The organism is Paracidovorax valerianellae, from assembly GCF_900102625.1.
Classification (GTDB): Bacteria; Pseudomonadota; Gammaproteobacteria; order Burkholderiales; family Burkholderiaceae_C; genus Paracidovorax; species Paracidovorax valerianellae.
The window spans coordinates 557,328-581,118 of record NZ_FMZC01000001.1 but is presented as its reverse complement, the minus strand read 5'-3'; the positions used below and the strand labels follow the sequence as shown (position 1 = coordinate 581,118).

General features: G+C 64.4%; 24 protein-coding genes. 9 read left to right on the top strand and 15 right to left on the bottom strand.

What is annotated here, in order from left to right; all coding sequences use genetic code 11:
- Window positions 1–219 precede the first annotated feature (219 nt).
- Window positions 220–1,743, top strand: a complete 1,524-nt coding sequence (gshA, locus tag BLT03_RS02585; RefSeq protein ID WP_175537646.1) for a glutamate--cysteine ligase — start codon at window positions 220–222, stop codon at window positions 1,741–1,743.
- Window positions 1,744–1,853: 110 nt separating this feature from the next.
- Here the strand turns inward: gshA and BLT03_RS02580 are convergent, their stop codons facing one another.
- The 4 genes from BLT03_RS02580 to amaB form a co-directional block, all read right to left on the bottom strand.
- Window positions 1,854–3,578, bottom strand: coding sequence for a thiamine pyrophosphate-binding protein (locus BLT03_RS02580; protein WP_092739937.1), 1,725 nt, complete (start codon window positions 3,576–3,578; stop codon window positions 1,854–1,856).
- Window positions 3,579–3,621: 43 nt separating this feature from the next.
- Entirely contained in the window at window positions 3,622–4,881 is a 1,260-nt protein-coding gene (locus tag BLT03_RS02575; RefSeq protein WP_092740130.1) for a pyridoxal phosphate-dependent aminotransferase, read from the bottom strand.
- A 23-nt stretch (window positions 4,882–4,904) separates the two neighbouring features.
- On the bottom strand, window positions 4,905–5,876 hold the full coding sequence (locus BLT03_RS02570) for an amino acid ABC transporter substrate-binding protein (RefSeq protein ID WP_092740128.1): 972 nt from the start codon (window positions 5,874–5,876) through the stop codon (window positions 4,905–4,907).
- Between the two features lie 126 nt (window positions 5,877–6,002).
- Complete coding sequence (amaB, locus tag BLT03_RS02565) at window positions 6,003–7,541, bottom strand: L-piperidine-6-carboxylate dehydrogenase (protein ID WP_092740126.1); 1,539 nt, start codon at window positions 7,539–7,541, stop codon at window positions 6,003–6,005.
- 298 nt (window positions 7,542–7,839) lie between these two features.
- Between amaB and BLT03_RS02560 the strand changes: the two genes are divergently transcribed.
- Window positions 7,840–8,757, top strand: coding sequence for a LysR family transcriptional regulator (locus tag BLT03_RS02560; RefSeq protein WP_092739935.1), 918 nt, complete (start codon window positions 7,840–7,842; stop codon window positions 8,755–8,757).
- 180 nt (window positions 8,758–8,937) lie between these two features.
- On the opposite strand, the gene BLT03_RS02555 is transcribed toward BLT03_RS02560, so the two are convergent.
- Together BLT03_RS02555 and BLT03_RS02550 are read right to left on the bottom strand one after the other, a co-directional pair.
- Complete coding sequence (locus BLT03_RS02555) at window positions 8,938–9,927, bottom strand: oxidoreductase (RefSeq protein ID WP_092739933.1); 990 nt, start codon at window positions 9,925–9,927, stop codon at window positions 8,938–8,940.
- Entirely contained in the window at window positions 9,924–10,691 is a 768-nt protein-coding gene (locus BLT03_RS02550) for a dCTP deaminase domain-containing protein (RefSeq protein WP_092739931.1), read from the bottom strand. Before BLT03_RS02550 ends, BLT03_RS02555 begins: the two co-directional genes overlap by 4 nt.
- Before the next feature lie 120 nt (window positions 10,692–10,811).
- Between BLT03_RS02550 and tmk the strand changes: the two genes are divergently transcribed.
- From tmk to BLT03_RS02535, 4 genes are all read left to right on the top strand, one after another.
- On the top strand, window positions 10,812–11,444 hold the full coding sequence (gene tmk, locus BLT03_RS02545; protein ID WP_092739929.1) for a dTMP kinase: 633 nt from the start codon (window positions 10,812–10,814) through the stop codon (window positions 11,442–11,444).
- A gap of 23 nt (window positions 11,445–11,467) precedes the next feature.
- The gene (locus BLT03_RS23710; protein ID WP_139160296.1) at window positions 11,468–11,860 is read left to right on the top strand and encodes a hypothetical protein; all 393 of its coding nucleotides are present in this window, start codon (window positions 11,468–11,470) and stop codon (window positions 11,858–11,860) included.
- A gap of 359 nt (window positions 11,861–12,219) precedes the next feature.
- Entirely contained in the window at window positions 12,220–12,828 is a 609-nt protein-coding gene (locus BLT03_RS02540) for a DUF4256 domain-containing protein (RefSeq protein ID WP_092739927.1), read from the top strand.
- A gap of 173 nt (window positions 12,829–13,001) precedes the next feature.
- Window positions 13,002–13,349, top strand: coding sequence for a DUF6678 family protein (locus BLT03_RS02535; protein WP_139160295.1), 348 nt, complete (start codon window positions 13,002–13,004; stop codon window positions 13,347–13,349).
- Between the two features lie 105 nt (window positions 13,350–13,454).
- Here BLT03_RS02535 and BLT03_RS02530 read toward each other — a convergent pair whose 3' ends face one another.
- Window positions 13,455–14,231, bottom strand: a complete 777-nt coding sequence (locus BLT03_RS02530; protein WP_092739923.1) for an SDR family oxidoreductase — start codon at window positions 14,229–14,231, stop codon at window positions 13,455–13,457.
- 133 nt (window positions 14,232–14,364) lie between these two features.
- The gene (locus BLT03_RS02525; RefSeq protein ID WP_217640123.1) at window positions 14,365–15,405 is read right to left on the bottom strand and encodes an NADP-dependent oxidoreductase; all 1,041 of its coding nucleotides are present in this window, start codon (window positions 15,403–15,405) and stop codon (window positions 14,365–14,367) included.
- Between the two features lie 24 nt (window positions 15,406–15,429).
- Here BLT03_RS02525 and BLT03_RS02520 point away from each other — a divergent pair, with 24 nt between their 5' ends.
- The gene (locus BLT03_RS02520) at window positions 15,430–16,308 is read left to right on the top strand and encodes a LysR family transcriptional regulator (protein ID WP_092740124.1); all 879 of its coding nucleotides are present in this window, start codon (window positions 15,430–15,432) and stop codon (window positions 16,306–16,308) included.
- Between the two features lie 45 nt (window positions 16,309–16,353).
- Here BLT03_RS02520 and BLT03_RS02515 read toward each other — a convergent pair whose 3' ends face one another.
- From BLT03_RS02515 to BLT03_RS02505, 3 genes are all read right to left on the bottom strand, one after another.
- Window positions 16,354–16,740, bottom strand: a complete 387-nt coding sequence (locus tag BLT03_RS02515) for a TipAS antibiotic-recognition domain-containing protein (RefSeq protein WP_092739921.1) — start codon at window positions 16,738–16,740, stop codon at window positions 16,354–16,356.
- Window positions 16,741–16,873: 133 nt separating this feature from the next.
- The gene (locus BLT03_RS02510) at window positions 16,874–17,119 is read right to left on the bottom strand and encodes an oxidoreductase-like domain-containing protein (RefSeq protein WP_092739919.1); all 246 of its coding nucleotides are present in this window, start codon (window positions 17,117–17,119) and stop codon (window positions 16,874–16,876) included.
- Between the two features lie 18 nt (window positions 17,120–17,137).
- Complete coding sequence (locus tag BLT03_RS02505; RefSeq protein ID WP_092739916.1) at window positions 17,138–17,383, bottom strand: hypothetical protein; 246 nt, start codon at window positions 17,381–17,383, stop codon at window positions 17,138–17,140.
- Between the two features lie 79 nt (window positions 17,384–17,462).
- On the opposite strand from BLT03_RS02505, the gene ylqF reads away from it, so the two are divergent.
- On the top strand, window positions 17,463–18,473 hold the full coding sequence (gene ylqF / locus BLT03_RS02500; protein ID WP_092739914.1) for a ribosome biogenesis GTPase YlqF: 1,011 nt from the start codon (window positions 17,463–17,465) through the stop codon (window positions 18,471–18,473).
- 152 nt (window positions 18,474–18,625) lie between these two features.
- On the opposite strand, the gene BLT03_RS02495 is transcribed toward ylqF, so the two are convergent.
- Complete coding sequence (locus BLT03_RS02495) at window positions 18,626–20,341, bottom strand: hypothetical protein (RefSeq protein ID WP_092739912.1); 1,716 nt, start codon at window positions 20,339–20,341, stop codon at window positions 18,626–18,628.
- Window positions 20,342–20,545: 204 nt separating this feature from the next.
- Here BLT03_RS02495 and BLT03_RS02490 point away from each other — a divergent pair, with 204 nt between their 5' ends.
- On the top strand, window positions 20,546–21,478 hold the full coding sequence (locus BLT03_RS02490) for a M14 family metallopeptidase (protein ID WP_092739910.1): 933 nt from the start codon (window positions 20,546–20,548) through the stop codon (window positions 21,476–21,478).
- 86 nt (window positions 21,479–21,564) lie between these two features.
- Here BLT03_RS02490 and BLT03_RS02485 read toward each other — a convergent pair whose 3' ends face one another.
- The 3 genes from BLT03_RS02485 to BLT03_RS02475 form a co-directional block, all read right to left on the bottom strand.
- Window positions 21,565–21,819 (bottom strand): hypothetical protein, encoded by a 255-nt coding sequence (locus tag BLT03_RS02485; RefSeq protein WP_092739908.1) that lies wholly within the window; start codon window positions 21,817–21,819, stop codon window positions 21,565–21,567.
- A gap of 174 nt (window positions 21,820–21,993) precedes the next feature.
- The gene (locus tag BLT03_RS02480; protein ID WP_092739906.1) at window positions 21,994–23,226 is read right to left on the bottom strand and encodes an MFS transporter; all 1,233 of its coding nucleotides are present in this window, start codon (window positions 23,224–23,226) and stop codon (window positions 21,994–21,996) included.
- Window positions 23,227–23,327: 101 nt separating this feature from the next.
- Entirely contained in the window at window positions 23,328–23,735 is a 408-nt protein-coding gene (locus BLT03_RS02475; RefSeq protein ID WP_092740122.1) for a RidA family protein, read from the bottom strand.
- Between the last annotated feature and the right edge of the window lie 56 nt (window positions 23,736–23,791).

Genomic DNA, 23,791 nt, shown 5'->3' with positions numbered 1-23,791 from the left:
GGAACGGTGGCTGGACCGGCGCATTGCACGCCCTGTGTTGGCTGGCCACGACACGGGCGATGGTGCGCTGCGGCATGCGGCGCGCGCGTGCGTTTCGCGAAGCGGCGCGCAGCCTGCCGAAGCAAGGTCTTGACCTGCCGCGCCAGCGAGAGTGCCCCGGCCGTGCTAAGTTCCGGGCCGAACCGACGAACAGGTCATAACGAAATCACCAAAATGACGATGAGCCATCTGCAGCGGAAAATCGACGCACAGCCCGCCAGCCGCCTGACCGGCATGCGCCGTGGCATCGAGAAAGAGGGTCTGCGGGTGCTGCCCACCGGCGGCCTGGCGCTCACGCCGCACCCCGTGGCACTGGGCTCGGCGCTCACCCACCCGCACATCACCACCGACTACAGCGAGTCCCAGATCGAGCTCATCACCGGCGCCCGCCTGGGCGTGCAGGAATGCCTGGACGAGCTGACCGAGATCCACCAGTTCGTCTACCGCAGCCTGCAGGCCTCGGGCGGCGAGATGCTTTGGCTGTCCAGCATGCCCTGCGGCCTGCCCACCGACGAGACCATTCCGCTGGCGCGCTACGGCTCGTCCAACGTGGGCCGCGCCAAGAGCGTGTACCGCATGGGCCTGGGCCACCGCTACGGCCGGCGCATGCAGACCATCTCGGGCATCCACTACAACTGGTCGCTGCCGGACGTAACCAGCGACGAATACTTCGGGCTGATCCGCAATTTCCGCCGCCATGCCTTCGTGCTGCTGTATTTGTTCGGCGCCTCGCCCGCGCTGTGCCCGTGTTTCGTGCAGGGGCGCGAGCACGGCCTGCAGCGCCTGGGGGGCGATGCGCTGTACCTGCCGCACGCCACCTCGCTGCGCATGGGGCGCCTGGGCTACCAGAGCGAGGCGCAGGCCACGCTGGCCGTGAGCTACAACGGCCTGGAAGGCTACGCCGCCTCGCTGCGCGAAGCCCTCAGCCGGCCATATCCCGCCTACGAAGCGCTGGGCGTGCGCAACCCCGGCGGCGAATACAACCAGCTGGGCACCAGCCTGCTGCAGATCGAAAACGAGTTCTACGGCACCATCCGCCCCAAGCGCACGGTGCGATCCGGCGAGCGCCCCTTGAACGCGCTGCGCGACCGGGGCGTGGAATACGTCGAAGTGCGCCTGATGGACCTGGACCCGTTCGCACCGCTGGGCATCGAGGCGCAGACCATGCGCCTGCTCGACGTCTTCCTCATGCACTGTTTGCTGTCCGACAGCCCGCCCGATACGCCCGAAGAGATCGCCGAACTGCAGCGCAACCAGCATCTCACCGCCGAACGCGGGCGCGAGCCGGGCCTGCTGCTGCAGCGTGCCGGGCAACAGGTGCCGCTGGCCGAATGGGGCGCGCAGGTGCTGGCCGAATGCGAACCGCTGGCCGCTGCGCTCGACGCCGCCCAGGGCACCACCGATTTCAGCGCCGCGCTGGCCGATGCCCGGCGCCTCATGGCGCAGCCGCAGGCCACGCCCTCGGCCCGCGTGCTCGATCGCATGGCGCAAGAGCACGGCCAGAGCTTCAACGCCTTCGCACTGTCCCGCTCGCAATGGGCGCGCGACACCTTGATCGATCTGCCATGGTCCGAAGCGCAGCAGGCCCGCTTCGAGGCCGCCGCCGCTCAATCGGTCGCCGAGCAAAAGGCCATCGAAGCGGCCGACACGCTGCCGTTCGAAGCCTGGCGCGAGCAGTACATGGCCGTGCCGATCCAGGACTGAACTAAAACCGCGCCGGTCCGCTGCCGTGTACGGGGGCGGTGCTGCGTGGCGCGGTGCGGGCCGGCGCGGCGCGATGAAGCCCGAACCCGCCTAATCCAACTGAGCTCGACCTAAACCGGCTTGCGCGCCTGCGCCGCGTTGCGAATGCCCTGCAGCGTGCCCGTGGGCGTGATCGCCTCGGGGTCCAACAGGCAGTGCAGCACGCACGGCAGGCCGCTCGCCCGCGCACGGGCCAGTGCCGGGGCAAATTCCGCCGTCGTCTCCACCCGCTCGCCATGCCCGCCGAAGGCCACGGCGTAGGCCTTGAAATCGGGGTTCTTCAAATGCGTGGCACTCACGCGGCCAGGGTATTCGCGCTCCTGGTGCATGCGGATCGTGCCGTACATGGCGTTGTCCAGCAGCACCACGATGATGGGCAGGCCGTACTGCACCGCGGTCGCAAATTCCTGCCCGTGCATCAGAAAGTCGCCGTCGCCCGCGAACACCACCACCTCGCGCTGCGGCCACAGCCGCTTAGCGCCCACGCCGGCCGGCAGGCCGTAGCCCATGGAGCCGCTGGTCGGCGCCAGTTGGCTCGCATACGCGGTGAACGGCCAGAAGCGGTGCACCCAGGTGGCGAAGTTGCCCGCGCCGTTGCAGAAGATCGCATCGTGCGGCAGCACCTCGCGCAGGTGCCGCATGACCTCGCCCATCTGCAGCGGGCCGGGGATGCGGATCGGGTCCGGATCACTCCACGCCAGGTATTCGGCGCGCGCGGCCTGCGTGTGCGCGGCCCAGCGCACCGCAGCGGCGGGGCGCAGGTCGGCCAGCGCGCTGGCAAAAGCCTGCGGCGTGGCGTGGATCGACTGGGTGGGGCGGTACAGCCGGCCCAGTTCGTTGGCATCGGCATGCACGTGCACCATGGGCTGCGCGGGCACGGGAATGTCGAACAGCTCGTAGCCCTGCGACGGAATCTCCGACAGCCGCCCGCCCACCACCAGCACCAAGTCACTCGCCCGGATGCGGGCCAGGAGCTTGGGGTTCACGCCCAGCCCCAGGTCGCCACCGTAGCTGTCGTGGCTGGCCGGGAACAGCATCTGCCGACGGAACGAGCAATACACCGGCAGCGACCACGCCTCGGCGAATGCGACGAAGTCGCGCACCGCCTGTTCCGACCAGCGGCTGCCGCCCAGAATGGCCACGGGCCACTCGGCGGCCGCCAGGCGCTCGGCCAACTCCTTCAGCGCGGGCGCGCCGGGGTAGGTTTCCGGCACCGTGTAGGGCAGGGCGTCGGCCACCTGCACGGCATCGGTCAGCATGTCTTCGGGCAGCGCCACTACCACGGGGCCGGGGCGGCCCGACGTGGCGACGTGGAAGGCGCGCGACACCATTTCAGGCACGCGGGCCGCGTCGTCGATCTGTACCACCCACTTGGCCATGGTGCCGAAGACCGCGCCGTAATCCAGCTCCTGGAACGCCTCGCGCCCCAGCGCGCCTCGCGCCACCTGGCCCACGAACACGATCAGCGGCGTCGAATCCTGGTGTGCGATGTGAATGCCGGCCGATGCGTTCGTCACCCCCGGCCCGCGCGTGACGAAGCAGATGCCGGGCTGCCCCGTGAGCTTGCCCTGCGCCTCGGCCATCATCGCCGCGCCGCCTTCCTGACGGCACACGGTGACGGCGATCTGCGCGTCGTGCAGGGCATCCAGCACAGCCAGATAGCTTTCGCCGGGCACGCAGAAAAGCTGCTGCACGCCGTGCAGGATCAGCTGGTCCACCAGGACCTGGCCGCCCGTGCGGGACGGCAGGGTGGAGGAGGGGGCGGAAGGGGTGGGGGTGGAGGTCGTTGAACTCATGGAGCGTCGGTCCAAAGCGTTGGAAAGGAAAGAAACGGTGCCGTCAGCGCAGCGCCGCGCAGGCCGCCTGAATGCGCTGGCAGGCCTCGCGCAGTTGCGCCATCGACGTCGCGTACGAAATGCGAAAGTACGGCGCCAGCCCGAAGTACGTGCCCGGCACCACCGCCACCTCGTACTCGGCCAGCAGGTACTGGCAAAAATCCACGTCGGTCTTGAGCAGCATGCCGCCCGGCGTGGTGCGGCCCAGCGTGCCGGCGCAACTGGCGTAGGTGTAGAAGGCGCCTTCGGGCGTGCGGCAATGCAGGCCGGCCGAATCGTTCAGTGCCTGCACCACGAAGTCGCGCCGCGCCTGAAAATCTGCGCAGCGCTCGGCCACGATGCCCTGCGGCCCGGTCAGTGCCTCGATGGCCGCCGCCTGGCTGATCGACGACGGGCACGACGTGCACTGGCTCTGCACCACCGCCATCGCGGCGATCAGCTCGCGCGGGCCGCCGGCGAAGCCGATGCGCCAGCCCGTCATGGCGTAGGCCTTCGACACGCCGTTCACCGTGAGGCACCGGCCCTTCAGGCCCGGCTCCAGCGCGGCGGGCGTTGCGAACCGCGCGCCGTCGTACAGGATGTGCTCGTAGATGTCGTCCGACAGCAGCCACACCTGCGGGTGGCGCAGCAGCACGTCCAGCACCGGGCGCAACTGCTCGGCGCTGTAGGCCGCGCCCGTGGGGTTGGAGGGCGAATTGAGCAGCAGCCAGCGCGTGCGCGGCGTGATGGCCGCCTCCAGCGCCGCGGCCGTCATGCGGAACCCGTCCGCCTCGGTGCACGGCACGATGGCCGGCACGCCGCCCGCGATGGTCACCACATCGGCATACGACGACCAGTACGGCGCGGGCACGATCACCTCGTCGCCGGGGTTCAGCGTGGCCATGAAGGCGTTGTAGAGCACCTGCTTGGCCCCCGCGCCCACGGTGATCTCGTTCAGCGCGAAGTCCAGCCCGTTGTCGCGCCGGAACTTCTCGCGCACTGCCTCCTTCATCGCCGGGCTGCCGTCCAGCACCGTGTAGCGCGTGTCGCCGCGCGACAGCGCCCGTCGGGCCGCTTCCAGAATGTGGTCGGGCGTGTCGAAATCCGGCTCGCCCGCGCCCAGCACGATCACCGGGCGGCCCGAGCGCTTGAGCGCATTGGCGTGGTCGGTGATGCGCAGAATGGGCGACACCCCCAGCGCCGCGATGCGCCGCGCCGGCGTGAAGGCGCCGGCGGCAGCCCCGGCCGCAGCCGTATCGGAGTCCAGAGCGGTGGTGGCTGTCATGGCGGTCGAGGCGGTCATGTCGGTCACTTCAGGTAAGCCTCCAGCGGCTTGTCGTTCGGCGCGGCGATCAGTTGCCGCAGCGTGGCGCTCATGGGCAGGTTCAGGCTCTGGTTGCGCGGCGGGATCGGACTGGTGAACCACTTGGCGTAGATCTTTTCCAGCTCGCCCGTCTGCATCAGCCGCACCAGCACGCCGTCCACCGCCGCCTTGAAGGCCGGGTCGTCCTTGCGGAACAGCAGCGCGATCGGCTCCGAGCCCATCGGCTCGCCGGCAATGCGGTAGCCCGCCGGGTCCTTGGAGGTGGAAATCGCGCCCGCCAGCAGGTTGTCGTCCAGTACGAAGGCATCGGCCCGGCCCGACTCCATCAGCAAGAAGCTCTCCTGGTGGTCCTTGCCCAGCAGCGTCTTGATGGGCGCGCCCAGTGCGCGCTCCTGCTTGCGCAGCATCTGCACGGCGGTGGTGCCGGCCGATGCGGCCACGGTGCGCCCGCCCAGCTGGCTGACCGAGTTCAAATCCGAATCGGCGCGCACGGCCATGCGCACCTCGCTCACGTAAGTGGTCACCGCGAACGACACCTGCTGCTGGCGCGCCGTGTTGTTGGTGGTCGGCCCGCAGCCGATGTCGACGGTGCCGTTTTGCACCAGCGCCAGCGTGTTCTGCGCCGTGATCGCCATGTATTCCATCCGGGCCTGCGGCGTGATCTCTTTCAGCACGCGCTCGCACAGCTCCACGTGGTAGCCGACGAACTTTTCATTCGCTCCCAGGGCATAGGCCATGGGCGGCGAAGCCTCGCGCACGCCCAGCACCACCTTGCCGGCGGCCTTGATCTTGTCCAGCGTGGGCTGCTGGGTCGATGGCGCAGACGGTGCTGCGGGCGCTGCCGGGGCGGGCGCCGGTGTTGGTGCTTGCGCTTGCGTCTGCGCGCCCGTTGCGCTGCACCAGAGGGCGACTGCGGCCGTGGCCGCGGTGGCCAGGGCCTTGAGGGGAAATGCCATGGGTTCTTGTCTCCGTTGTTGTTGGGCCTGTTGGGCCTTTTGGCCCTTGGTGGGGCCGGGTGTCCGCAGCGCCGAAGCCGTCGCCATCGTTCAAAACGGCCCCGCCATCGCCCTGCGGCCGATCGCTCAGTCGGCGATGTCGAAGGTCACGCCCTGCGCCAGGGGCAGGGCGGTGGAATAGTTGATGGTGTTGGTCGCACGGCGCATGTAGGCCTTCCAGGCGTCCGAGCCGGCCTCGCGCCCACCACCGGTTTCCTTCTCGCCGCCGAAGGCCCCGCCGATCTCGGCGCCGCTCGGCCCGATGTTCACGTTCGCGATGCCGCAGTCCGACCCCGCGGCCGACATGAACTGCTCGGCCTCGCGCACGTTCAGCGTGAAGATCGACGACGACAGGCCCGCGCCCACCGCGTTGTTCATGGCTATGGCTTCCTCCAGCGTGCCGTAGCGCACCACGTACAGGATCGGCGCGAAGGTTTCGTGCAGCGCCGGGCCCTCGTGCCTGGGCAGCTCCACCAGCGCGGGCCGCACGTAATACGCGTCGCTGCCCGCAATGCCGTCCACCCGGTCGCCGCCGTGCACCGTGGCGCCCAGCGCACGGCTTTGTTCCAGCGCCTTTTGCATGCCTTCGAAGGCCGGGCGGTCGATCAGCGGGCCCACCAGCGTGCCCGCCGTGCGCGGGTCGCCCACCTGCACGCTGGCATACACCTTGGCCAGTTGGGGTACCAGTTGGTCGTAGATGCTTTCATGCACGAACAGCCGGCGCAGCGTGGTGCAGCGCTGGCCCGCCGTGCCCATGGCCGCGAAGGCAATGCCGCGCAGCGCCAACCCCAGGTCGGCCGAAGGCGCCACGATGGCAGCGTTGTTGCCGCCCAGTTCCAGAATGCCGCGCGCAAAGCGGGCCGCCAGGCGCGGCCCCACGGCGCGGCCCATGGCGGTGGAGCCCGTGGCCGACAGCACCGGCACGCGGGCGTCGTCCACCAGCACCTCGCCCAGGTCGCGCTGGCCCACGATCAGCTCCAGCAACCCTTTAGGCGCATCGGCACCGAAGCGGGCGATGGCACGCTGCGCGATCGCATGCGTGGCCAGCGCCGTCAGCGGGGTTTTTTCAGACGGCTTCCACACCACCGGGTCGCCGCACACCAGCGCCAGCGCCGCGTTCCACGACCACACCGCCACTGGAAAGTTGAACGCCGAGATCACGCCGCACACGCCCAGCGGGTGCCACGTTTCCATCATGCGGTGGCCGGGGCGCTCGGTGGCGATCGTCAGGCCGTACAGCTGGCGTGACAGGCCCACGGCGAAGTCGCAGATATCGATCATTTCCTGCACCTCGCCCAGACCTTCGGACGGCACCTTGCCCGCCTCGATGGTCACCAGCAGGCCCAGGTCGGCCTTGGCCGCGCGCAGTTCTTCGCCCAGCAGGCGCACCAGCTCGCCCCGGCGCGGCGCCGGCACGTTGCGCCACACCTGGAACGCCGCATGCGCCCGCCCGATGGCCGCCGTGGCATCGGCCGCGCTGTGCTGCGCCACCGCGCCGATCGACTCGCCCGTGATTGGCGAGCGCACCGGCAGGCTGCCGCCCGTGTAGGCCGCGCGCGGCACGCCCAGGCGTTGCAGCAGTTGATCGACCTCGGCCGCGACCGGGGCGGCAGGGTGGGCGGGCATGGCGGCGGGGGAAGGGCTGGCAGCGTTGGAAGACATGGCAGGTCTCGCAGTCAAAAACGAACGACGGGGGAATGCGCCAATATCCGCCAATCCACCAGCCCTGCATAGCAAAAAATTGGAACGACTTGATGCGAAAATGGAATCAAGCTGCGAATGGGTAAAAACCCTCACCCTAATTGAATATACGCTGGCGGCCAGCGGCCTTTTTGCAGTCATTCCACTGGCGCATGACCATTGCCCGCGCCGTGCCCACCGGCAACAAAGCCAATTCCACCGTCAACGCTACACCGCTACCACCATGCTGCGCCGCGCCTTTCTCCCCTCCATGGCCGATCTGCTCGCCTTCGAAGCCGCCGCCCGCCACCACAGCGTGTCGCGCGCCGCCGCCGAACTGCACCTGACCCAAAGCGCCGTCTCGCGCCAGATCCGCCAGTTGGAAGAGCAACTGGGCACCGCGCTTTTTCACCGTGTGCGTCAGCGCGTCGTGCTCACCGACGCCGGCCGCGTGTACGCCAACGACGTGCAGGGCGTGCTGCAGCAACTGTCGGCCATTACGCAAAAGGCCATGGCCTTCAGCAGCGCCGACGGTCTCCTTAACCTGGCCGTGCTGCCCACGCTGGGCACCCGCTGGCTCATCCCGCGCCTGGGCGGCTTCATGGCCCTGCACCCCGACGTGACCGTGAACTTCGCCGCCCGCGCCGAACCCTTCGACTTCGCCGGCACTCCGTTCGACGCGGCCATCCACTTCGGCGCCCCCCACTGGGCCGGCGCGGTGTGCGAATACCTCATGCATGAAGAAGTCGTGCCCGTGTGCAGCCCTGGCTACCAGCGCCAGCACGGCATCCACACCCCGCAAGACCTGGCCCGCGTCGTGCTGCTGCAGCAAAGCACCCGGCCGACGCAGTGGGCCGAATGGTTCGAACTCGTCGGCGCCCCCACCACCCTGGCCCTGCGCGGCCCGCGCCACGAACAGTTCGCCATGATTGCGCAGGCAGCGGTCTCCGGGCTGGGCGCGGCGCTGCTGCCGCGGTTCTTGATCGAGCCGGAGCTGGCGGCGGGGAGCCTGGTGGAGCTGTCGGACTCGGTGCTGACGAGTACCAATGCGTATTACCTGGTGTACCCGGAGGCGCGGGCGCAGACGCCGTTGGTGAAGGCGTTCAGGGATTGGGTGGTGGGGGAGAGTGGAGGCGTGCCGATGGGCGCGGCATTAACCTAAGGCTTGTTGGTAAAACAGTGTATGAGAATAGCCATTCTTCGTCTTTCCCAACCTTGTTTATCAATAGCTGACGTAACAATACGGCATGATCGAAACAAAAATTACCATCGAGTGAATAAGGGATTTGAGACGATGACGCCCGGCGTGCGAAGATTTTTATCTAAAAATATATGATGAAATCTAAATTTGCCAAAGACTGCATTCTAATTTTGAAGCGCCTCTAGAGTGATAGTGGCATTTCATGCAATTTTGACATGGCTTGTTATTCGATAGATATTCTGGATTTGCTATTAAATCCCTGCATACTCCTAAGTGAACGTTTTTTGGAATGTCATTATGGATCGTGCTAAATATTTTTCCGGAGATTATAAATAATTGTTGTGAATGTTGCTTTGCTCGGTTTGTGGATCTTGTAAAGCGCTCTAAAAGTTGTTTTTCTGAAGTTGGATATATTAATTTTTTGTCTATATTGTAAAATCCTTCTGATATATCGAGATAGTCAAATCCTGTGTTACAAAAGTCACTCAAATTTATTGTGCGGTCTGAATTATCTAGTTCTAAATCGCCTGTGAGTATCGAGATTCTCATAGAGGTTTCTATCCCAGCTTGCTTCATGTTTTGCGCCCAGTCTGTCGCCAATTCTAAGGCTAAATTCGACAAATTTGAGAAACGCGAATCCAGGAGTAGATTAAATAAGTAGCCATGAGCGGCATGTAATTGCAAGTGGGAAAATCCGTGATCAATAGCTAACTTACTTGCTTTCGTAAGTGATTGGAATGCGTTTTTAACATCTGTTTTGGTAAATGATTTTCCTATTTCTAAGTAATGATTGATTGCTGATTCATAGTCTTGAGGGATAAATTTGATATTTCCCTTATATCCTTGCCAAGTTGAAGCCAGCTGAATTCCTGGCTTGGCACCTTCATCTCTAATGGCTGTGGCTACCGACGACCAAACACTATGGTTGGAGATTTTTGAGCAGAATTCATTGCTCCCAAACCCATCAGGAATTACTACATTTCCGACTATCGCACAATACAATCCGTTGCCGCTTCGCTGCCTGTAGAATTCGATAAAATCCCTGTTTGGATTGCCTTGAGTGCTGTATCCAGTATTTACGGCAATGAAGAAGATATTTCTAACTCCCGTGATGGATTTCGAGAAAGTCATTTTTTTAGGGGGTTGTAGTTTGGGAATGCAAAGACTGCAGAAGCTAATAGATTGGTAGAAATTGCGAACCAAAACTCTGTTCGATTGATATCAAGTACAATCGCAAACATAAGTATGTTCACTAGTGTAATTAAAATCAATGACTGCTTGAGTGAGCGCTGATCCATCTGTATTTTTTTTAAAGCCAACACTGTAGCTGCTGGAATTACTTTGCCGGCCTCCTCATCTTCAGAGCCTACACGCGTGTCATTTTTTATTTCGCCGTATGTTTTTTGCAAATCATTTCTAATTGGCCAAATTTGCGAATGATAGCCATGTTGCCCAATGTAATTTTTTTTAACATTTCTGGATAGCCGAGAAAAATCTACTTTTGCGATTGTTTGTTTGATTGGTAAAACGATATACTTATCGCTCATGTTTTGGGTTACTATGCCAATATGACCCGAAAATCCTGGGTCCGCATATGTACTCACCGCGCTGAGTCCGATGCTGAACAATGAGCCTTTACTTGATATTCTGGCAAATATGTCATTTGAAATGTCTAATTGTTCTAGGGTTATAAGTACCACCCTGTGCCCAGGCTTGATTAAAATTGTTTTTTGAGCGGTTGCATCAATGCGAGTGCTGCCTTCGGTGAGGTCGTAGTAGATTGGCCCTGCTCTTAGCTCATAACAAGCAGGGCCTATGAGGCCGTAGTCTCCCTCTTTGATGAGCATGCCGGATTTCATTGCCGTCAAAATTTCTTCATCAGTAAGTATTGTCATAGTACCCTTTCTTGACTCTTCGTCTAGCTGTTAAAATAAGTTTTGCTATAAAGGCATGTGCTCATGCTTTTATATTTTGCTGAATAACGCTATTTCTATTTATAAAGTTACAGGCATCACATGATTAAGCCGATTTTTGTAGTTTTTGAAGGTCTTGATGGTTCCGGAACATCAACCCAAGCTATTCGCCTAGAAAATTTTTGGCGCTCCAAAAGTTTGAATTGTTGTCTTACAGAAGAGCCTTCTCCTGGACCTGTGGGTCAGATGATTAGGCAGGTCCTTAAAGGCCGACTTTTATTTTCAAACGATCCTATCATGTTTGATCGACAGTTGGCTTATTTGTTTGCTGCTGATCGATTTGATCATTTGAATAATGATATCGACGGAGTTGTATCTCTTTTGAATAGGGGTATTTCCGTTATTAGTACTCGATATATCGCGTCCTCATATGCGTATCATTGCGGGTCTGAAGCCGACTGGCAGCGAATTCAAGAATTAAATAAAGAATTCCCCGATCCATCACTTTTGATTTATTTAAGAAATCCCGTCAAAGTTTCTGTTCAGCGTATGAAAAACAGAACCACTCTGGATGCTTATGAAAATCCGGACAAATTAACGATTGCATCCGAGAATTATGAAAGATTTTTGCTTGAATACAAAAGCCCGTTGTTGGTGCTTGACGCGACACTTTCGCCAGATAAAATACATGAAAGCGTTCTGCAGGCAATCGATGAAATCTCGGGTGGAAAATAATTCTGTCTTTAAATAGGTGGCTTATGTCAATTAATCCTGATACCTATACGCATAATGCGATAAATCAGTGGTTTTCTTCCGCCAAGGTGGAGGAAATTGTTCCGTTGATAAGAATAATCGCTGGTAATGTAATTTCTGATTTTGAGGAAATTAAAAATAAAGAGAAATTTTTGAATCTAGATGACAAAGTTTCGTATCAAGTTGCTGAGTTGACAGTGCTTGAATTAATAATGGGGACACTTGATCCTGAACTTGTCCGAACTTCAATTGGAGAGCGTTTCAAGGCTAAAATGCAGATCGTTTCTAAAGAACTGTCTATTTCTGATGCGGTTATTAATTTTAGGGATGCGGATGAGATAAATTTACGCCGTTGGTTTGGTGAGATTGGCGAGTTTAAAAATTTATTGGGTCATTAAGCTGGCTGGCCTGTAATTATTTTACATTTACCAAGCATGCTGTAGGTGTATTTAGTCCCGCTTGATAAATATAATTTTTTACAGGTCTTGTTTGCAAAATAATCATAATCAAAGATGCGTTACGAATTTGGCTACTCTACGTAATTGATTTAGTACCTGAACTTTGTCGATTTTAGTGGTTTAAGTCAAATTCAGTTTCTTATTTTTGTGTTGCGGCAGCGCTTTTATCCAAGCGCTTGGACACCGACGCGTTGCGCGCGAATGGTCCGCTATTCGCATAGGCAGATTGCCACTTTTCTGTGAAAGGGTGGTATACAACTCCACTTGACGCCCCCGACACGAGAAGCCATCTGCACTCCATGGAAGACTGTTCCCAACTCGAAACAGTCACAGCAGGCGGCAAAAGAAGAGGAGCCATCGAAGTGAAAGTAGACCAACGCGATCTCATCCTTGATGCCTTGGCGCAGCGTTTCTACCAGAACCCGCGCAGGCATCTAGGAATCCACTGGGCCGATGTCCATGCCCGTTTGCAAGCCAACCCCGAACAGCTGAAAGCCCTCCATGCGATGGAGACGACGGGCGGCGAGCCTGATGTCATTGGCACAGCGGGCGCCGATGGGGCGTACGTGTTCTGCGACTGCGCCGCCGAGAGCCCGCAGGGGCGCCGCAGCCTGTGCTACGACGCTGAGGCGCTCAACGCCCGCAAGCAGAACAAGCCGGAGGACAGCGCGATGGACGTTGCCGGCGCCATGGGCATCTCGCTGCTGACGGAGGACCAATACCGGGCGCTTCAGCAGTTCGGGGAGTTCGACCGCAAGACGTCGAGTTGGGTCGCCACGCCGCCGGAAATCAGAAAACTCGGTGGCGCGTTGTTTTGCGACAGGCGCTACGGCAGGGTCTTCGTGTATCACAACGGGGCCGATTCTTACTACGCTGCGCGAGGGTTCAGGGGCTCGGTGAGCGTGTGAGGCAGCCTTTGAGTTGGCGCGCAGCGATAGGAACCCGAATCTGCTGCAGGCCTCGTTATCGTGGCGTCCATCGTTGCCTGCGATTGGACTGAACGATGGAAATTTCGGAGGGCCATGTGACCCGTCTGCGCAAATGGGATAGCAGGACAATGCCTCGCCCAACCGATGAAGATATGAAGCGCTTGTCAGCCATGGTCCAGCGCGGGGATCTTTATCCGGCGCTCAATCACACCAAATGGGCGGAGCTGCGTGCCGAGATGCTAGCGGCACCGGTCGAGCAGCATCCCCAGTTCCGGGGTCGCAGCGTTTTCGCGCCACCGGGGTTCTGTACTGCCTGGGACGGCGAGTTCTATTACCACCTTCATCCGGTCGCGGAGTGGGAGTGGATCGAGCTCCAAGCGGCCTCGGCACAATGGCTGCAAGAGGTCCTCAAGCGCCACAGCATTCCCTATTCCGTGGAAGCGGGAGTCATTCGGGTGTGGGGCTATACCCGGCCTGGGCCCCAGCCAGACTGGCATTAGAGGGTCGGTGGTCCATCACCGAAGTCGAATGCTGTCTGATGAGTGGACGGGAAAGCCCCTGGCCGCGCCGTTGCACACATTGGCGGCAAAGATCGCTCGCCCCGCTCAACGATCCCGCATCAAATCAACCGACTTGCCCAACTGCGCCAACATGAAATCCGGTGCGATGCGCGAAGCGATCTTCAACACGTTGCTCAAGCCCGGTCGAATCTCGAGCCTGTCTTTCCGCAGCCCCGCCAGGGCATGTTTCACCAGGGTCTCGACCGGCATCGGCGTGACGCCTCCGACATCTTCCTTCGTGAAATCGCCCGAGAAAAGCGATGTATCCGTGCCCGGCGGTGCCAGCTCGAAGACCTGCACGCGGGTGCGTTTGAGCTGCAACCGCAGCGAGCGGGTGTAGGCGTGCAGGCCCGCCTTGGTCGCGCAGTAGATGGGCGCGATGGCCATGGGCACGAAGGCCAGGCCTGAAGACACGTTGACGATCGCCGCGCGTGGCTGCTTCTTCAGATGGGGCAGGAACATCTGGTTGACCCATATGGTGCCTTTCAGATTCGTTTCGACCTCCTGGGTCAAATCTTTCAGATCGTCCGTCGGGCTTTGGAGATTGATTTTCCGCATGATGCCGGCGCAGTGGATGACGACGTTCAGCGCCGGAAAATCCAGCGGCAGCGTCTGGTGCATCGCGCTGATGGATGACGGGTCGGCCACGTCGCACACCCGCGTGTGAATGCCGGGGAGCGCGCGGCTCACCGCCGCCAGTTTGGCTGGGTTGCGGCCGGTGACGATCACAGTGTTGCCGAGGTGCCGAAGCTGCTTCGCCAGCTCCAGCCCGATGCCGGACGAGCCGCCGGTGATCAAGACGGTGTTGTTGCTGATGTCCATGGTGTTGTGGCCTTGCCTGCAAGTTGACGGTTGACGCTTGGTGGATTCCGCAGCCTTTCAGGCGCTGGCTGGAAGATCGATCGAGAGGGTTGAAGAGGCCGGCTTTGACGGCCAAGCCTCCACACACCCATCTTCAATGCATGGTGATGACGAGCCGCCCGGTCACATGGCCTTTCGCGCTGAGTTCATGCGCGGCAGCGATGCGGTCCAGCGGAAAGGTTTGCTCCACCGTCAAGGTGAACGCGCCTGCTGTGAACAGCGTGGCAGCACTGGTTAGCGCTTTGGTGGCCTGGACCGCTTCCATGGGCTCGAACGAGGTTTTGGCGCCGTGTTGCGGGGCGGACAGGTCGGAGATCGACAGCACTTTCGAGGCATCGCCGGTGATCGCCACCAGTTCGGGAATGACGCCCGAGCCTGCAATGTCGAGTGCTGCTTGCACGCCTTGCGGTGCTAGGGCGGCCACGCGGTCGGCCAGTCCGGGCCCGTAGGTGGTGGGGATGGCGCCCAGCGAGCGCAGGTAGTCGTGCTTGGAGGCGCTGGCGGTGCCGATCGTGCGGATGCCCGCGGCTTTGGCGAGCTGGATCACGGCCGACCCCACGCCTCCGGCGCCGCCGCTGACCAGGAGCGTTTCGCCCGGCTTCACGCCCACTTCGGCAAGGATGCGGGTGGCTGTTTCGACCGCGACCGGGTAGCCCGCGGCTTCTTCGAACGACAAGCCTGGGGGCTTCGTAGTCCATTCCTGCAGGATCGCGAATTCGGCCATGGTGTCGATGCCCTTGCCGAAGACGGCATCGCCCACGGCCACGCCGGACACGCCTTCGCCCACGGCATCGACGATGCCCGCTGCATCGAACCCGCTGCCGGCGGGCATGGCGATGGGCATCATCGCGTGCATGTAGCCGGCCCGCAGTTTCCAGTCAATCGGGTTGATGCCTGCCGCCTTGACCGCGATGCGCACCTGGCCGGGGCCGGGCGTGGGCTTTGCGATGTCTTCGATGGTCAGGACCTCTGGGCCACCGTATTGGTGAAACCGTACTGCTTTCATGGTGCGTTCCTTGTCGTTGGTGTCGTGAAGTGAGCGGGCGGTGAAGCGGGCCGGCTGGCGGCCTTTCTTGCCCACGGCCCGATTGTTCGGTGGCTCATGAATGGTGCATAGTCCGAGAAATCTGGACATGGCGTCTCGAAAATGGAACAAACCATGGACATTGCTGCATTGGCCGACTTCAACCTGGTGGCGATCCACGGCGGGTTCGGCAGCGCCAGCCGCGCCAGCGGCGTGCCGAAGGCCACGCTGTCGCGCCGCGTGCGGGCGCTGGAGGACGCGCTGGGCGTACGCCTCGTGGAGCGCGGCACGCGCAAACTGCAGCTCACGCCCGAAGGGGCGATCCTGCATTCGCGCACGGCCGATCCCTTCGGCGAGATCACGCAGGTGGTCGATGAGTTGAAGTCCGGCATCGGCCGCCCGCGGGGCGTGCTGCGCGTCAGCACGCCGCTGCTGTTCGCCCACGTGGCGATGGGGCAGTTGGGCGCGGCGTTTCTCCGCGCGCACCCCGAGGTGCGGCTGGAAGTGACGGCGGAGGACCGCCTCGTCGATCTGGTGGGCGACGGCTATGACGTTGTCGTGCGCTTCAATCCGCGGCCGGACGATGCGCTGGTCGGCCGCTGTTTTCTGCGCGATCAGTTGCTGCTGGTCGCGCCCCCCGATCTGTCACCGCCGCCAGCGAATGCCGCGGGGGCCGGCGGCGGCATCGAGCTCCCGGCGGTCGTGCGCACCGGCCGCGCGGTGGTGGGGCCGTGGACGGTGGCCGACAAAGACGGCAACGTGCGGACGTATCTGCCCAAGCCGCTGCTGCGCTACTCGACCCCGCTGCTCATTCGGAACGCAGTGCTGGCGGGCGCAGGCCCGGCCCTGGTGCCCCGCACCGCCGTGGCGCCGGACCTGGCCGCCGGGCGCCTCGTTGAATGGGGCGTGGTGCAGGGGGCCCAGCCCGAAGGCTGGGTGCTGCACGCATCGCGCCGGCTGGTGAGCCCCAAGGTGACCGCTTTCGTGGATTTTCTCTGCGATCATTTCGCCTGAGTGCGCCCGATGCGAGCCTCTGCGCTGCGCTGCGAGCGAACCTGCTTACCCCAGGTGCTGCTGTGCGTACGCGTGCACGGCATCGCCCAGAAACTCCACCATCCGGGGGTGGTACCCGTTGTGGAACGCCTTCATGTCCGCGTTGTCGGCATAGAACAGCGCGGTGCCCACATATGCCTCGCGAGAAGGCACGTAAAAGCGCGAGACGATTTCGAAGTGCTTTGCCATCAGCGCCTGGACGGCAGCGGACGAGGGCGCGTTGGTGTCGATCAGCGGGGCCAACTCTTTGTAGAGCGCGTCGAAATCGGCGTGTGCCTGGGCCTTGTCGACGTGTGCCCACTGCTGGGTGGCGGCCATCGATTGTTCCTGCTCGGCGCGCTGTGCGGCGCGGCATTGGTCGAGGTAGGCGGGGGTGGTTTGCTGAAGGCTCATGTTCTGTGGTTGCGGTGATGCTGGACTGGGACAACGTGAACGCCGGTCGCCCGCGTGGGATGCGCGCTGGCACACGACGATCCGAAGCCAAAGATGGCGTTGATGTTGAAGCTGGAGTCGGATGATCGAGCCTTCAATCCGGGTGCATGACGGCAGGGGCCGCGGCTTGCAGCGCATCGAGCGCCTCCAGCGCATCCTGCCGCCACCACTCGGCGGCGGCGTAGAAGCCTTCCCACACGCAGCCGTTGCAGCCGCGGCCGCAGCAGGTGGTGGGCTCTGCCGGGGGCGGGCGCAGCGCCACCGCATGGGCTTGCGCGCGGGCCTGGAGCTCGGCGAACAGCGCGCGCGTGCGGGCGAGTTCGGTGGCGACCTCGGTCATCGCATCGTCCCCGCGCCGTCAGTAGCGGCGGCGGCCCCCGTAGCGGCGCATGGCGTAGCGCACGAGGAAGGCGCCGCCCAGCACCAGGGCGAACCAGCCCACCAGATAGGCCTGCCGCATCATGTCGGCCACGCTGGACGACCGCGCCACGTAGGGTGCCAGCAGCACGATGAGGCCGATGAGGGCGCAGGTCACGCCCTTGAACAACAGCTCTTTGTCGTGCTTGCTGTCGGGACGGTGAACGGGGGGTGGGGGAAGGGGCATGAAGGCCAGGGCCGGGAGTGAAAGCAGGGCCGATTATCCTTGTCGCCCTCGAACCCCCTCAAAAAGCGAAAGACTCTCCATGGCCATCCAGTGGTTTCCCGGTCACATGCACCTCACGCGCAAGGCGATCGGCGAGCGCATCAAGGACATCGATGTGGTGATCGAACTGCTGGACGCGCGCCTGCCCGGCTCCAGCAGCAACCCGTTGCTGGCCGAGCTGACCGGGCACAAGCCCGCCGTGAAGGTACTGAACAAGCAGGACGTGGCCGACCCCGCGCGCACGCCGCTGTGGCTGGACTGGTACAACGCCCGCTCTGAAACGCGCGCCATCGCGCTCGACGCGTCCGAGCCCGCGCCGGCCCGGCGCCTCATCGACGCCTGCCACCAGTTGGCGCCCCAGCGTGGCGGCATGGCAAAGCCCATGCGCGTGTTGATCTGCGGCATTCCCAACGTGGGCAAGTCCACGCTCATCAACACGCTCAGCAAGAAGAGCCAGGCCAAGACGGGCGACGAGGCCGGCATCACCAAGCTGGAGCAGCGCATCACGCTGGCCGACGACTTCTACCTGTGGGACACGCCCGGCATGCTCTGGCCGCGCATCACCGTGCCCGAGAGCGGATTCAAGCTGGCGGCCAGCGGCGCCATCGGCCGCAATGCCTACGATGAAGAAGAGGTGGCGCTGGAGCTGATCGGCTACCTCAAGCAGCACTACGTGCCGCTGCTGGAGGCGCGCTACAAGCTGGGCCTTCCACCCGGTGCCGTGGGCGACATGCAGGACGAAGAAGTGCTGGAGGCCGTGGCCCGCAAGCGCGGCGCCATCATGGCCGGCGGCCGGGTCAACCTGCAGAAAGCGGCCGAGCTGGTGATGACCGACTTTCGCACCGCCATCCTGGGCCCCATCACGCTGGAGACGCCCGCCGAGTTCGAAGTCTGGCAGGCCGAAGGCGCCCGCCAGGAAGCCCTGCGCGCCGCCAAGAAAGAAGCCAAAGGCCGCAAGCGCGGCAGCCGTGGAGCGGACGGCGGCGGCGATGGCGCCGATGGACTGGCGGATGAGGGCGGTGCGGACGCGGGCGACGGCGCGGGGGACTGAGGGCGCGCGCTGGCACGGACTGGCGGTTGCGCCGGCCGGTGCTGCAGGCCCTGGCGCGAGGGTTTGATGCCAAATCGTGCTCCCGCCGTAGGAAATCATGCGGTGGCAGCTATAAAAATAATAGCAAATGCTGCTGGCGGGCGCTGCGGCGTTCAACCGCCCTGCGGCGCAGGCCGCTCCTGCTCTGAAGCCGTGGCCTGCGGCAACGAGGCATGGGCCGCATGCAGGCGGTCTTCCAGCGCCAAAAACCAGCGCAGCAACCGGGCGGCATGGTCCACGGCGTGGTGCGGCAACAGGCGGCGCGGTTCCGACTGGCGCTGGGCGCAAGCGATGCGCACGGCAGGCGGTGCGCCGGGGGCCGAGGCTTCGATGTCGATCTGGTAGGCCGCATGGGCGTCGTCGGGCGGATCGCCGGGGGCTTCCTCGCCGTTGCGCCAGCTGAGCTTCAGGGCCAGCCCCCAAGGCTCGCCCTGGTGCATGCAGGGCTGGCGCACGCCCACCCACACGTCGCCTTCCCACCAGCCGTTGCGCTCGTCGTCCCACCAGTCGTTGTACTGCTCGGTGAACACGGGCAGCCGGGACAGCGCCTCGATGCGCTCTGCCGACAGCGCGGTCACCAGCCGCCGCCACACCGGCTTGCCCGCCCGGGCATGCGCCACGGCCTTGCGGGCATAGTCGAGCACGCCTTGCCAGGACTGCTGGCAGGCCTCGCAGGCCTGCGCTGCGGCGGGGTCGGCGCCGTCTTCCATCAATGGCTCCCACGGGCCCGGCACGCCGGCGGCGTACCGCCGGTGCATGACGGTCAGCCCGTCGCTGCGCGGCGCGGGCGGCGGGCGCCACCGCGTTGCCAACCGGCGCCACCAGCCTTGCCGCGCGGTGCCGTCGTCGATGGACAGGTGAAAGTCCCAGGTCTTCCAGACCGTCATGAACAGGCCGTCGGTGTAGGTGTCGCCGTCTTCGTCCACATGCTGGCGGCACAGCATGAAGTCGGTGGCGCCGAACCAGCCCACGGCCTTCTTGTGCGCCGCATCGAGCAGCCGCGACCGCAGCAGTTGCCGCAGGTGCGCCGCGTGCATGACGCTGCCGGGGCACAGGGCCGGGTCGTACGCCAGGTCTGCGGCGAGGTGTTCGGGGCTGCGCAGCACCGGTTGTCCGGCCTGCAGCGCAGCCAGCAGGGCAGGGCGGTCGGGCAGCGCATCGAGGCGGCCGGGCTCGCCCACCGCCAGATGGTGGACCAGTGCCGGTTCGAAAACGGCGGCCAGCGGCTCTGCGGAGAAAGCGGCCCGGTCGTGTTCGCCGTGCGCCGCGCCGAAGCGGTAGGGCACGGACACGCCGGCGCCGGCGTGCAGGCCGCAATGGCCCGTGAACAGCGCCACCTGCGCGCTGAGCGGGCCGCCGGTACGCAGGCTGGGAGGGATTGGTTCACTGGGACCGCCATCCGCCGCGCCATCGCCGCCGCACCACAGCAGGCCATCGACCTGCAAGGCGCCGGTGACGGTGACGGCCACAGTGCCCAGCACCGCATGGCCAAAGTGCGCATCGCCGCACACCAGCAGTTGTGTGGCGGTGGCGCCGGGCGAAGTGACCGCGCCCATCACCGCGCTTGTGACACGAAGGGCGCCTTGCACGATCAACAAGGCGGGCGCGGCGGGCAGCGGGTCCGTTGACATGACCAGCGCCCGCAGGGGCGAACCCGGCGCGAGCGGAGCACACAGGTCCAGGGACGGCAGCGAAACGTCGCCCTGCACGCACACGGCGCCTGCGGCCTCCACGGCCTGTGCCAGCGCCGGGGTGAAATCACCGAAGCCTTCGGGCCAGAGCCGGCGGGCTTCTTCCAGTGACGTCGGCGTGGCGGTGGGCGGGTGCATGGCGTGAGGGTGGGGCTGCGTTTGGGTGGCAGGGCGGAGCCGGGCCTCGGTGTCGGCACCCCTGCGGCGATCCTACAAGACGCGGCCCCGGCCACACCCACGCAGTGCGGTGCAAAGGTGCGCCGAAGCCGCTACGATGGCCGGCTTCCCCACCTTCACAACGGACGGGCGGCCGAAGCCGGGCGCGCCCTCCGCCGCACTGCGATGAGCCTTTCCCCTCCCTTGTTCGAAGTCCTTCCCCGCGACCTGTCCGCCTACCGCGAGGGCAACACCGGCGTCCCCTACGTGCACCGGTTCGAATCGGGCCAGCCCGGCCCGCACGTGCTGATCAACGCGCTCACGCACGGCAACGAGATCTGCGGCATGGTCGCCGCCACGCACCTGCTGGACAGCGGCGTGCGCCCGTTGAAGGGCACGCTCACCATCAGCTTCGCCAACGTGCAGGCCTACGAGTCGTTCGACCGCAGTCGGCCGTTCGACAGCCGCCAGATCGACCACAACCTCAACCGCGTCTGGTCGGCCGCCGAACTGGATGGCAGCCTGGACAGCATCGAGATGCGGCGCGCGCGCGAACTGCGCCCCGTGGTGGCCGCGGCCGATCACATTCTGGACATTCACTCCACCAGCCAGGACGTCGAGCCGTTCTGGGTGTACCCCGCCTATCCCCGCAACACCGAAGTGGCCTGCGCCATCGGCCGGCCGGGCGTGCATCTGTTGATGCCCAGCGGGCTGGGATCGGGCACGCCGCTGATCCAGCACGGGCGCCTGGGCGAGGCAGCGGGCGCGGGCACGGGCCTGGTGGTCGAATGCGGGCAGCACTTCCTGCGCTCGGCGGGAGAGGTCGCCACCACCGCGGCGCTGGATTTTCTGGGGTATTTCGGGCTGATCGAGCGCGATCGCACTGCGCCGGGGCCGCAGCGCCGCTACGAGCTGCTGCAGACCTGCATGGTGAAGACGCCGGAGTTTTCGTTCACGCGGCCGCTGGTGGGTTTTGAAGTGTTTGCCGAGGGCGAGTTAATTGCCACCGACGGCGTGGACGAGATCCGCGCGCTGTGCAACGACTGCACGGTGATGATGCCGACCCGGGCGCCCATCGTGGGCCGCGAGGCGGTGTACCTGACCCGCCCGGTGCCCTGAGCCGGTGCGGGATTGATCCGTTGTTGAACTGATCCAGGCGGTTGCTGCGCCGCCCGGCAACCGCCGGGCGGGCGCGTTTTGCAGGGTTATGCGCTGGCCGGGGCGACGTGGCCCTCTTCGGCGTGGCCGCCTTGCGGCAGGATCTTGCCGTCGTTCACATACAGCTCGTATTGGTCGCGGGGCATGGCGGCCAGGCCTGCCGCGTCGTTGTCCGCTGTCCAGCTCAGCGTCACGCTGTCGGGCGCGTGGACCAGTTCGACCGGGCCCTCGGGAATGGCGATCGGCATGCCGTCGCCTTCGCGGTAAGTGACTTCTCCGCGGATGGTGGCGTGTTGCTTCATGGGATGGTCCTCCTCGGGTGGTTTGCTATAGGCCGCCCGGTGCCGGGCGGCTCAGCCCATTACATGGCAGGGGCTGCCCGCGCCGTGTCGGACCCGTTCCCTTTTTGCTGCGCTGCACGAAGGGCCCCACTGCAAGGCAACCGACTGCTTTGCAACCGGGCGTAAAGGGCGCGGCTAGCGGCCGCTCAGGCCCGGCGCACGTTTTGCCAGCCGCGCGTCGTGCACCATCGCCAGGGCATTGAGCACCGCCACGCCCACGCCGGTGAGGCACGCCGCACTCCAGCCGCCGCGTTGCCATGCGGCCGAGCCGAGGGCCGAGCCCAGCGCGGCGCCGGTGAAGTAGGTGGTCATGTACACCGCGTTGAGGCGCGAACGTGCCTCGGGTGCCAACTGGTAGATCACGTTCTGGTTGCTGATGTGCACGCCCTGCAGCGCCAGGTCGATCACCAGCATGCCGATCAGGAACCACACGATGGACGTGCCGCCCAGCCACAGCGCCGCCCAGCTGCCCAGCATCAACAGCACCGAGACGCGGGTGGTGATCTGTTCGCGGCCCTGGTCGGCCAGGCGGCCGGCCACGTTGGCCATCAGCGCACCCGCCACGCCGGCCAGCCCGACGAGGCCGATGTGCGCGTCGCTCATGCGGTGGGCGGGGCCGGCCAGCATCAGCGCCATGGTGGAGAACAGCACGCTCACCGAGGCGAACGACAGTCCGCCCAGCAGCGCGCGGCTGCGCAGGCGCGGGTGGCGCAGCGCCAGCGTGCCCAGCGACCGCAGCACCTGCCCGTAGCTCGGCGGATTGGGGCTGCGCAGCGTGGGCAGTGCGAACCACAGCGCCACGGCCACCAGCAGCACGGCCACGCCGCCCACCCGGTACACCAGGTTCCATCCGCCCAGGCCCGACAGCAGGCCTGCCACGCTGCGCGCGGCCAGAATGCCGGTCAGCAGGCCGCTCATCACCAGCCCCACGGCCTGCCCGCTGCGCCCGGGCGCGGCCAGCGCCGCCGCCATGGGCACCAGCACCTGCGCGGCCACCGAAAACAGCCCCGTCATCAGCGTGCCCAGCGCCAGCAGCGCGAAGCTGTCGGCAAAGCCGCTCAGGAAGAGCCCGACCGCCGCCAGCACCATCAGCGTGGCGATCAGGCGCCGCCGCTCCAGCTTGTCACCCAGCGGGACGAGCAGCAGCAGTCCGAAGGCATAGGCCACTTGCGCGATGGTGACGGTGAGCGCTGCCATGCCCTCGGACACGTTCAGGTGCACGGCGATGGAATGCAGCAGCGGCTGGTTGAAATAGTTGGCCCCCGCGCACAGGCCGCAGGCCACGGCCATCAGCAGCAGGACTGGGGTGGACAGCCCAGCGGCGGCAGAGGGGCTGGAAGAGGAGGCGGGGAGGGCGTTGGAAGGCATGCGAACGGAGCGTGAAGGCGAAGCAGTGGAGGTTGGCGGGCGGGGGGCGGACGATGGAAGGGCCCGAGGCCGTACGGCAAGGGCGGAAGGATGCCAGCGCGTCAGCGGGCCGGCACGTAGGCAAGCGCGTCGATCTCGAACAGCATGCCGTCCAGCGCCAGGCGCGGCACGGGGATCAGCGTGCAGGCGGGTGTCGGCGCGCCGGCCCAAGCGGCCATCAGCGCCTGGCCGAACGAGCGCAGGCGCTCTTCGCTGTGGTCCACGACCAGCACGGTGAGCTTGGCCACGTCCTTCAGTTCGGCCCCGGCCGCGCCGAGCGCGGTGCGCAGGTTGGCCAGCGCCTGGTCCACCTGGGCCCCGAAGCCTTCCGCCAGCCGGCCCTGGGCATCTTCCCCGCCCTGGCCCGCCACATGCACCGTGCGCGCCGCGCCCTGCACCACGGCCAGGTGCGAATAGCCGTTGGGCTGCGGGTCGTACAGGCCCGGCGGGTTCAGGAGCGACAGCGCCATGGCGGGGGCGCCACGGGTGCCCAGCGGGGCGATGTAGGCCGCCGCGGCGGGGCCTG